The 7,099-nt window shown below is 66.7% G+C and carries 8 protein-coding genes and 1 pseudogene; 4 read left to right on the top strand and 5 right to left on the bottom strand.

Going from position 1 to position 7,099, the window contains the following annotated elements; all coding sequences use genetic code 11:
• From LL06_RS24125 to LL06_RS24145, 5 genes are all read right to left on the bottom strand, one after another.
• Positions 1-931: M23 family metallopeptidase (locus LL06_RS24125; protein ID WP_035533119.1), on the bottom strand; the 931-nt coding region annotated here is incomplete at its 3' end.
• 23 nt (positions 932-954) lie between these two features.
• Positions 955-1,410 (bottom strand): hypothetical protein, encoded by a 456-nt coding sequence (locus tag LL06_RS24130; protein WP_035533121.1) that lies wholly within the window; start codon positions 1,408-1,410, stop codon positions 955-957.
• A 94-nt stretch (positions 1,411-1,504) separates the two neighbouring features.
• Positions 1,505-2,866 carry an FAD-binding oxidoreductase gene (locus LL06_RS24135; protein ID WP_035533123.1) on the bottom strand — a complete coding sequence of 454 codons (1,362 nt, stop codon included), beginning with the start codon at positions 2,864-2,866 and terminating at the stop codon, positions 1,505-1,507.
• A 67-nt stretch (positions 2,867-2,933) separates the two neighbouring features.
• A complete protein-coding gene (locus LL06_RS26620) occupies positions 2,934-3,287 on the bottom strand; it encodes a hypothetical protein (protein ID WP_052161885.1) in 354 nt (117 codons plus the stop codon).
• A gap of 153 nt (positions 3,288-3,440) precedes the next feature.
• Positions 3,441-4,484 (bottom strand): endonuclease/exonuclease/phosphatase family protein, encoded by a 1,044-nt coding sequence (locus LL06_RS24145; protein WP_035533128.1) that lies wholly within the window; start codon positions 4,482-4,484, stop codon positions 3,441-3,443.
• Between the two features lie 347 nt (positions 4,485-4,831).
• Between LL06_RS24145 and LL06_RS24150 the strand changes: the two genes are divergently transcribed.
• The 4 genes and pseudogenes from LL06_RS24150 to LL06_RS27515 form a co-directional block, all read left to right on the top strand.
• On the top strand, positions 4,832-5,701 hold the full coding sequence (locus LL06_RS24150) for a hypothetical protein (RefSeq protein WP_035533129.1): 870 nt from the start codon (positions 4,832-4,834) through the stop codon (positions 5,699-5,701).
• A gap of 74 nt (positions 5,702-5,775) precedes the next feature.
• Positions 5,776-6,141 (top strand): hypothetical protein, encoded by a 366-nt coding sequence (locus tag LL06_RS24155; RefSeq protein WP_152599761.1) that lies wholly within the window; start codon positions 5,776-5,778, stop codon positions 6,139-6,141.
• A gap of 269 nt (positions 6,142-6,410) precedes the next feature.
• Complete coding sequence (gene greA, locus LL06_RS24160; RefSeq protein WP_035533133.1) at positions 6,411-6,887, top strand: transcription elongation factor GreA; 477 nt, start codon at positions 6,411-6,413, stop codon at positions 6,885-6,887.
• A 30-nt stretch (positions 6,888-6,917) separates the two neighbouring features.
• Positions 6,918-7,099, top strand: a pseudogene (locus LL06_RS27515) (glycosyltransferase family 1 protein); the annotation flags it as partial.

Consider the following 7,099-nt stretch of genomic DNA (forward strand, 5'->3'; position numbering starts at 1 on the left):
CGGCGCGGTAGGCCTGGAACTGGGCCGGAAGCCCCTCGCCGCGGCCGAATTCGGCGCTGGTCTGCAGATGCAGGTGCAGATGCGGCTCGGAACTGTTGCCGCTGTTGCCGCAGGCGCCGAGCCGGTCGCCGGCCGCCACCTCGTCGCCCGGCGCCACCGTCACGCTTCCCTTGCGCAGATGGGCCAGGAAGGCGAACTCGGACTGGCCAAGGTCGAGCACGACATGGTTGCCGAGCGGGTGGGCGGTGTCGGTCCGGCCGATGGCATTGTCCGGCAGGTCGTTTTGAGCGGCGACCACCCTGCCCCGCGCCGGCGCCAGGATCGGCTCGCCCCAGCAATGGTAGCGGTCGAGCCGGGACGGATCATCGCCCGTAAAGCTCGACCCGTCGCGCATCACCAGGAAATCATAGGCGAAGCGCTGGCCGCGATCGACGGCGTGATAGTTCTGATCGATCCCGCGACCGCCCCAATAGACAAACCAGGTGCCGTCAAAGGGAAGCCGCAGGTCGGCCCGGGTCCGGTAATCGAGGAACCGGCTCTCCGCCGCGACCGGCGCCGGGCGGATGAAGAAACCCGCGATCCGCCCCGAGGGCGCAAAGCTCCACTCCATCACCACCGGCCCCGGCGCGCCGGACCAGATGGCGGTGCGGCGGTAGGTGACCACATCCTTGACCAGCGACAGCGTCGTCTCGTTGCGGATCTCGCGCTCCTCGCCGAGGTCGCGGCGCAGCTGCGCGCGAAAGGCGGCCAGGTTGGCCTGGCTGCCGAGCTGGCGCTGAAGCTCGGGCGTCATCGATTGCCAGATGCCGTCGAGCCGGCCGGCGAGGAACGCCTCCGAGCGCGCCCGGCCCTCCTCGATCCCGTTGACCTGGCCCGAGGCCGGCAGGCTGAGCGCCATCAGGATGCTGCAGAGGATCAGGATTCGGTGCATGGCAACCTCCGGAATGAGCCGTCTCAGGGCGCGGGCCGCCAGCACAGCGCCGACAGCACGGAGCAGCAGGCCGCAGCAAAGACGATCGCCGCATTGGCGGCGTGCGAATATTCCCAGCTTAGCCTCAGGCTCTCCCAGGCTTCGGGAACGGCGGTCCAGTTTTGGGTCGCCTGGTTGGCCGGCAATGTCCAGGTGAAGAACACCGCGAACATCAGCGCAAAGCAGGCAGCTGACAGCGCCGCGAGCCGGGACGGCCAGGGCTGCGCACGCGTGAGATAGGCCAGCACGGCGTTGGCGACCAGCGCGGCGATCCAGACGAAGCCGAGCAGCGCCCATCCGCGATAGATGCCCTGCACGATGACATAGGCCTCTCGCGACAGCGCCATCTTGTTGGGCAGTTCCAGCAGATGCGCGCCGGAGGGAACGAGAGCCAGGGCTGCGAGCAGGATGGCGGCGAACTGTGCGAGCCTGATAGCCATGGGGACTTACCTCCTGACCGGCGAACGCCGGCGCCGGCGGATTGTTCCCCGAAAAATTTCCCGCCTGCAACGGCCGGCTCCGGCAGGTCCGCCGCTACAGCGCCGGGCCGGGAACCATGGGGCTGCCGTCGGTGAATCGCGAGAAGCGGAAGCGGGAGAGATCGTGGCCCGTCGGCCGCCCTGCGGCGAGATGGGCGATGGCCTTGCCGAAGCCCGGGCCGATACCGAAGCCGTGGCCGCTCATGCCGGTGGCGACGATCAGGCCCTCATGGCCGGGGACGCGATCGACCACCGGCACCACGTCGGGCATGGCGTCGATCATGCCGGCCCAGACATTGAGGATCTCCGGCGCGCCCAGCTCCGGGAACCGCGCGGCGAAGCGCTTGCGCGCGGGTTCGGTGCGGCGGTGCTCGGGCTCGGGGTCAAGCACCCGGCAGCGTTCGAACGGGCTTTCCTCGTCCTTGCTCCAGCGCCGCTTCGTGCCCCAGGCATCGGGGTAATTCTTCGGCGAGAACGGCAGGAAGCGGGTCTCGCCCAGCGATTTCACCGCCACCGGCAGCCAGGTGAAGAAGTGGCGGAAGGCGTCGGGCCCGATCATCAGGTCATGGCTGCCGAGCGCCGAGATGGAATAGCCGCCATCCTCGCGGCGGCGGAAGGCCAGTTCCTCGTCCGCCGCATTGCCCGCAAACATGTCCGCCATCGCCGCCGTCCGCGCAACGCTCGAGCGCACGATCAGTTGCGGGATCGAGATGCCATGGCGCCTGAGCAGCAGCGAGGTCCAGGCGCCGCCGGCGACGACGACCTGCGCCGCCTTGACGAAGCCGTGCTCGGTGTGGACGCCGGCGATCCGCCCGGCGGCGGTCTCGAAGGTGCGCGCCGCGCAATTCTCGCGGATGCCGACGCCCTCGCTGCGCGCAAGCTCCGCCACCGCGGGCACCGCGGCCCAGGGCTCGGCGCGCGCGTCGGTCGGCGACCAAAGCCCGCCCAGCCAGCGCTTGCCGCCCTCGCCGGTCCTGACCAGCTCCGCCACGCCCGCGCCGTCGAGCTGCCTGACATCGAGCTGGTGACGCCTGGCGACGTCGAGCCACTCGGCCTGCTTGTCGAGATCGGCCTTCGTGCTCGAGAGATAGAGGATGCCCGCGCGGCGGAAGCCGGTGCGGCCGCCGGTGTCCGCATCGAGCCGGTCCCACAGCTCCGACGCCTCCATCATCACCGGCAGCTCCGCCTCGTCGCGGCCGAGCTGGCGGATCCAGCCCCAGTTGCGCGACGACTGTTCGCCCGCCACCCTTCCCTTCTCGACGACGAAGACAGACAGCCCCAGCCGCTTCAGATAGAGCGCGCTCATGATGCCGATGACGCCGCCGCCGATGACGACGACGTCGACCTCGGCCGGCAGCGGATCGGAAAACCGGACCGGGGTTGAGGCGGTGATGGGCGCGTCGGCGGGCGTGGACATGAAGGCTCCGGGACAGATCGGGACAGCGGCGGGACAGGGTCAGGTTTGCCGCCGCCGCCGCGTCAAATCAAGTGCCGGGCACCGGAATTCGCGCGCACTGGATGACCATCACGCCGTTCATCGTGTCGGCGGTGACCTGAACCGTGATCTCGACGGTGCTGGTGGCGCTGCCGAGGATCTCCTCCACCGTGGCCTTGCACGCGTCAAGGCCGGCATCGGACTCGATGGTGATCTCGCCCGGGCCGGAGGAGTTTGGCGTGAGTTCGAGGATCAGCGTGGCGGGATCCTCGACCTCCATCGGCCCGAGCCGGACCGACAGGATCTCGCTTCCCAGGATCTGGTACTGCTCGAATTTCTGAAACGCCGGTACAGGAGACATGGAGGCGAGCACGAGGAGAACGGTCAACGACGAACGGAGCATGGCAGGGGTCCCTTTCCTGGTCGCGGCGCGCGACGCACCGCAGTCCGGGCGACGCGCCCGCATCGCCTACTCTGGCATCAAACCGGTTTCGGGCAAAGCCGGCGGAAGGCGGCCGCACCCCAAGCCGCACCCCCGGGGGCCGCTCGTCCGGCGTCAGCCCTGCGCGGCGCCCTCGATGGTCGTCACAACCGGGGCATGGTCGGAGGACAGCTCCTTCGGCGGGCCGATCTCGAAATGGTCGTCGAACACCTCGACCTTGGTCACCGTGCCGCGGCGGCGCGGGTTCTTCGGGTTGAGCCCGTTGGAGACGATGCAGTAGTCGAGCACCGAGCCCGCGACGATGGCGCCATGGGTGTTGGGGCGGGTGAGCCCCTGCATCACCACCAGGTTGAAGCTGTCATAGAGCTTGTAGACATGCTTGAGATAGGCGAAGGGCTCGGGGACCGAATTGGCGGGCACGCTGCCCCAGGACCAGACCCGTTCGGCCTGGGTGAGGATCGAGATCGTGTGCGAGGCCGGATCCTCGTTGAGGTCCCCGAGCAGGATCACCGGCGCATCGGGATCGGCGTCGATCGACTGCCGGAACAGCCGGTAGATCGCGCCGGCCTCGGCGGCGCGCTTGGCCACCTGGTTGACGCCGGCCATGGCGCGGATGCCGTAGACGGTGCGGATCTTGTCGCCCCAGTCCGGGAGCGCGTCGATCACGTCGTCATCGACGAAGGCGCCCTGCGACTTGAAATGACAGACGAAAATCCGCGTCCGGCCGATGCCCGGCAGGTCGATCACCGCGTCCACCGGGGTGCGCGAGAAGTTGAAATCGGCGTCGATCACCGTGGCGTCGGGGACGCCCGCCACGCCCGACAGCGGGCTGACGCTGACGAAGGGATGCCGCGAGGCGATCGCCACGGTGGCGTTGACATAGACCGCCGGATCGTCCGGATCGAACATCGGATGGCCGGTCGAGAAGAAATGCGGATAGCCCTGCGCCGCCATCAGCGCGCCCAGCTCCTCGTGCGACACCACTTCCTGGAAGCCGATCACGTCCGCATCCATCCGCGCCACCGTCGCGGCGATCCAGGCCTTCTTCGCCGCCCACTGGTCCGGCGTATAGGTCGCCTGCGGCTTGCGCTCATGCCAGAAAATGCCGGGTGCTGCGAAATGGTAGAGATTGAACGTCGCGAGTTTGATGCCAGCCATGGTCGTGCTCCCTGCAGAGCCGGCAGTGTGCCAGCCCGGCACGACGGCGTCGAGATGGCGCCGCCTCTCCGACGAACGAAGGTCGCGCCGGCGAATCGGATCAAATAAATCTGAAATAATTCGTCTTATTGGATGAAAACCGGAATTCAGCCCTGCCAATGCACTGGTTTTCGAGCGGATTCATATTTTCCCATTTCGAATTCCTGCTGTAGTATTTTCGACGAGCGCCGGGGGATACTGTGAAATCTACCGCATTGTTGATTCTTTTGCTGGCGATGACCGCGCCCAAACCCAGCCTCTCGGGTGAGTTGACCGATCACTATTTCGGATCGAGCCCTGAATGCAGGATGGCCGCGCAACCTGTCCTGCTCGTGACCGACCTCACCGTCACGGGGGAGATCGACGACAGCATCTCGATGCATGTCTACCGCCAGCTTGAACTGCGCGGATGCGTCAGCATCATCGGGGTGGTGTCGATCTTCGGAAACGGCAAATCCACCACGGCCGAAATTCACCGCAATATGGAACGCCGGTTGCCCGATCTTGGCGGTGGCGAGTGGCGCCGCCTTCGCGGTCCGGACGAGCGCTACACCACGGTGCTCAACCGGCGGGGCGAGACGCAGACCGACATCGCGCGGCTTGAGGCCATTGCGGACGTGATCAGGACGGCAGCCGGTCCGGTCGTCATTGCCGAACTGGGGCCCGTCACCGTGTCGGCGCGACTGCTGGCCGGAGGTTATCTCAAGCGCTCGGACGTCAGGATGATTCTCGGCGTCGGCGGGCGCATGGGCAATGAATCCTTTGCCACCCACCGCCGCCTCGGCCGCTTCTTCGCCTTCCGCGACATGAATGTGGCCGAGGATGTCTGGGGCCAGGACTATCTCCTGCGCAGCCATCCCGACAGGCTGTGGATGGTGACCTACCGCACCGGCATCGGCAAACGGGAGGTAAGCGCGCGGCAGGTGGCCGCGGCCATCCCGGCACTTGCCGCACATGCCAAGGCGCGAGCAAGAGTGCTCCGCCTGATCGGCTTCGAAGGGATTCCGACCTGGGATACCTGGACCACCGGCTTCTTCCTGCGCGGCGGCGACAGCCAGCTCGGATGCAGGCCGCTCCGGGCGCGAATGGCGGCCACCGCAGGCGGACCCGACACGATGCGGCTGATCCTGGCACAGGGCGGGCGCCGGATCATCGCCTGCACCGACGTGGCCGATTGAGATGGCGCCGCGACGGCGGCGCCGAGGACATGATCAACAAGGGCCGCGCCTGGCCTGGAGACGAGGAGATCACCATGAAAACCCGAGCAACGGCCATCACCCTGGCCATCGTCTTCGCGATTGTGAGTTCCCCGCTGACGCGACCGGCGAATGCCGAGACCGACCGGTACAATTTTTCCTCCTGCATGGTCAGGATAACCGGCGGCGGCCCCGGGTTGATGTTCAAGCCCGGAACGATGAAAACGCCCAGGGGCAAAACGGTGACCGGCTTTGTCAATCGCTCGAAGGGAACCTTCTTCGAAGGCACCGCGACGGATATCTTCTACCGGCGGAGTTCCGGCAAGTACCGGCTTGAAGGCCTCGACATGACCAGGCGGGAAACCCAGAGCGGCCGCATCGAGGGACCTTATCCGGGATCGTGGCGGTGCGAGGCCAGATAGGCACGGATTTGACCACCGGTCGTCCGACCCTGCCCGGACGGGGTGCCTGCCCATGAGCTTCAGGTCTCCGGTTCGAGAGGCATCACATCGGCTTCCGCCAGGGTCAAAACGCCGCCGATTTTTTCAGGTGAATATTCGTGCCGGATTTGATAAGCCTGTGAAAAGGAAACATTGGGACGGCTCCGGAGTTAACCGCTCCGGGGGCCGTTCGTTTTTATGTGCCGCCGCCATGGAATGGCGTCGGCACGACATGGACAAGGATAAGACCGATGGTTGAGAAGGTTCCGATGACGCAAGGAGGCTACACCAAGCTGCAGGAAGAACTGCGCTGGCGCCAGCAGTCCGAACGGCCGCGGATCATCGAGGCGATTTCCGAGGCGCGCGCCCATGGCGACCTTTCGGAGAACGCCGAATATCATGCGGCGAAAGAAGCGCAGAGCCACAATGAGGGCCGCATCGGCGAGCTCGAGGATTTTGTCGGCCGCGCCGAGATCATCGACCTGTCCAAGCTTTCGGGCAACACCATCAAGTTCGGCGCCACCGTGAAGCTCATTGATGAGGACACCGAAGAGGAAAAGACCTACCAGATCGTCGGCGACCAGGAAGCCGACGTGAAGGAAGGCCGGATCTCGATCTCCTCGCCGATCGCCCGCGCGCTGATCGGCAAGTCGGTCGGCGACAGTGTCGAGGTCGTCGCCCCCGGCGGCTCCAAGGCCTATGAGATCCTCGGGGTGAAGTGGGGCTGAGGCCCCGCTTCGCCGTCCCGGCACCTCCCCTTGCCCACCCCACCCGCCACCAGCGCTGACATTCCCGGCGAGACTGGCGGGCGCGACGGGGTGTTCGTGCTCAACATGCACCCCAATTTCACCGGCGTCTCGGCGACCGCCGCCGCGGTGACGCGCCGGCAGCTCGACCGTTACGATGTCCGTCTGGTGGGCGGGCCCCTGCCCGGCTGCCC

The organism is Hoeflea sp. BAL378 (assembly GCF_000759435.1).
Lineage (GTDB): Bacteria > Pseudomonadota > Alphaproteobacteria > Rhizobiales > Rhizobiaceae > Hoeflea.

What these genes read in the sequence shown, in the direction of transcription:
- LL06_RS26620 (WP_052161885.1), bottom strand. Translation starts at nt 3,287, where the DNA reads ATGCTCCGTTCGTCGTTGACCGTTCTCCTCGTGCTCGCCTCCATGTCT.
- LL06_RS24135 (WP_035533123.1), bottom strand. Translation starts at nt 2,866, where the DNA reads ATGTCCACGCCCGCCGACGCGCCCATCACCGCCTCAACCCCGGTCCGG.
- LL06_RS24155 (WP_152599761.1), top strand. Translation starts at nt 5,776, where the DNA reads ATGAAAACCCGAGCAACGGCCATCACCCTGGCCATCGTCTTCGCGATT.
- LL06_RS24130 (WP_035533121.1), bottom strand. Translation starts at nt 1,410, where the DNA reads ATGGCTATCAGGCTCGCACAGTTCGCCGCCATCCTGCTCGCAGCCCTG.
- LL06_RS24150 (WP_035533129.1), top strand. Translation starts at nt 4,832, where the DNA reads ATGGCCGCGCAACCTGTCCTGCTCGTGACCGACCTCACCGTCACGGGG.
- LL06_RS24145 (WP_035533128.1), bottom strand. Translation starts at nt 4,484, where the DNA reads ATGGCTGGCATCAAACTCGCGACGTTCAATCTCTACCATTTCGCAGCA.
- greA (WP_035533133.1), top strand. Translation starts at nt 6,411, where the DNA reads ATGGTTGAGAAGGTTCCGATGACGCAAGGAGGCTACACCAAGCTGCAG.